Annotated in this window: 2 protein-coding genes; both read left to right on the plus strand. The window is 53.1% G+C overall.

Going from position 1 to position 1,616, the window contains the following annotated elements; genetic code table 11:
* Positions 1 to 534, plus strand: a 534-nt coding sequence (locus tag VGA08_03320; GenBank protein ID HEX9679624.1) for an FtsW/RodA/SpoVE family cell cycle protein, incomplete at its 5' end; no start/stop codon positions are given.
* On the plus strand, positions 461 to 1,616 hold a 1,156-nt coding region (locus VGA08_03325), incomplete at its 3' end, for a glycosyltransferase (protein HEX9679625.1). The genes VGA08_03320 and VGA08_03325, both read left to right, overlap by 74 nt.

Here is a 1,616-nt window from a genome sequence, read left to right on the forward strand (position 1 = left end):
GATGTCGAGGGTACCAGTTACCATATCAACCAAGCGTTAATCGCCATTGGCAGCGGGGGCCTATTTGGGCGGGGCTTAGGAAAAAGCGTCCAAGTTTTTGGCTACTTACCGGAGGCGATTAATGATTCGATCTTCGCGATAGTCGCCGAGCAGTTTGGATTTATCGGCAGTCTGATGGTGCTGTTTTTATACGGGGCGTTATGCGTCAGGCTACTGCGTTTAATCGAGCGTTCGCCCAATGATTACATGAAGCTACTGGTAGCCGGTATTTTTGGCTGGCTGGCAACCCACGTCTTGATCAATGTCGGTGCCATGCTGGGGGTTATTCCTTTAACCGGCATTACTTTGCCATTTCTGTCCTTAGGCGGTACTAGTTTGGTGTTTGTAACAGCCGGTTTAGGTCTGGCGTTTAATATCTCCAGATACTCAAGTTTGGCATTTGCTAAAGAGGGGAGAGGCCGTGAGGATATGGCTAGTCGGCGGCGGAACAGCCGGGCACGTTTCGCCATTGCTGGCTCTAGAGCCCGCACTTAAAGCCCAAGATCCGGATACGACCACACTTGTCATTACCGACAAGAACTCCGCTATCAGTCAGTTGATGGCGGGTTACGCTGGCCAACATACCACTATCCGCAGCGGAAAGTTCCGGCGTTATCATGGCCGCGGTTGGTTGGCGCGGATAACCGATATTTCAACGCTGCTCTATAACTTAGGCGATATCATTTTCTTTGCCGTCGGCTTTTTTCAGGCCACTGGGCTGGCCTTATCTAGGCGGCCGCAGGTGGTGTTTATCAACGGCGGTGCCATCGGCGTACCCGTAGCTTGGGTTTGCCGACTACTTAAACTGCCTTATCTGATTCACGAATCCGATACCACTTTGGGGTTGGCTAATCGCTTAATTGCTAAACGAGCCAAGGTTATCGCCAGCGGCTTTGAGCTAAAATTGCCCCCGAACTTGGCCGAGCGGCAAGTTGTCACCGGCATCCCGCTCCGGGAGGAATTTTATCGAGCCAAATCCAGCGCCGCAGAAAATCGACTGCGGTTGGGCTACAATATCAAACCCAGCGAGCCGGTCGTATTGGTGCTCGGCGGCAGCCTCGGGGCATCTCGCCTAAACCGGCTGGTGCTCAGATCAGCCGAGTCGGTATTAGATCGGGCCCACTTGATAGTGATTACCGGTTTGAAGAAGTTAAAAACCGCCCAACGCCTGAGTGTCCATTACGATCGGCGCTCAAAATCACGGCTGCATCTGGTGGAGTTTGCGGGTTTGGATATCGCCGATTATATCCGGCTGGCCGATTTGGTTATCAGTCGGGCCGGCGCTACTGCCATCGCTGAGATGTCGGCGTTAAAAAAACCGACCATACTAGTCCCGAATTCAATGCTCAGCGGCGGCCACCAGCTGCACAATGCCAACTTATTGGCGGCCAACAAACAAGCGGTTGTTATTGATGAGCGGATGGCCGAAGCTGATGATAGACTGCTCGCCGGAACGATTACCAGCTTGCTTGATGACCAGTTAAGGCGCCGTCAGCTGGCCGCCGCAATAGCGACGCTTAATATCCGTGACAGCGTGAGTCTCCTGAGCGAGTTGATTATTAAAACCGCCAGCGGGC

Source organism: Candidatus Saccharimonadales bacterium (genome assembly GCA_036397795.1).
Taxonomy (GTDB): domain Bacteria; phylum Patescibacteriota; class Saccharimonadia; order Saccharimonadales; family DASWIF01; genus DASWIF01.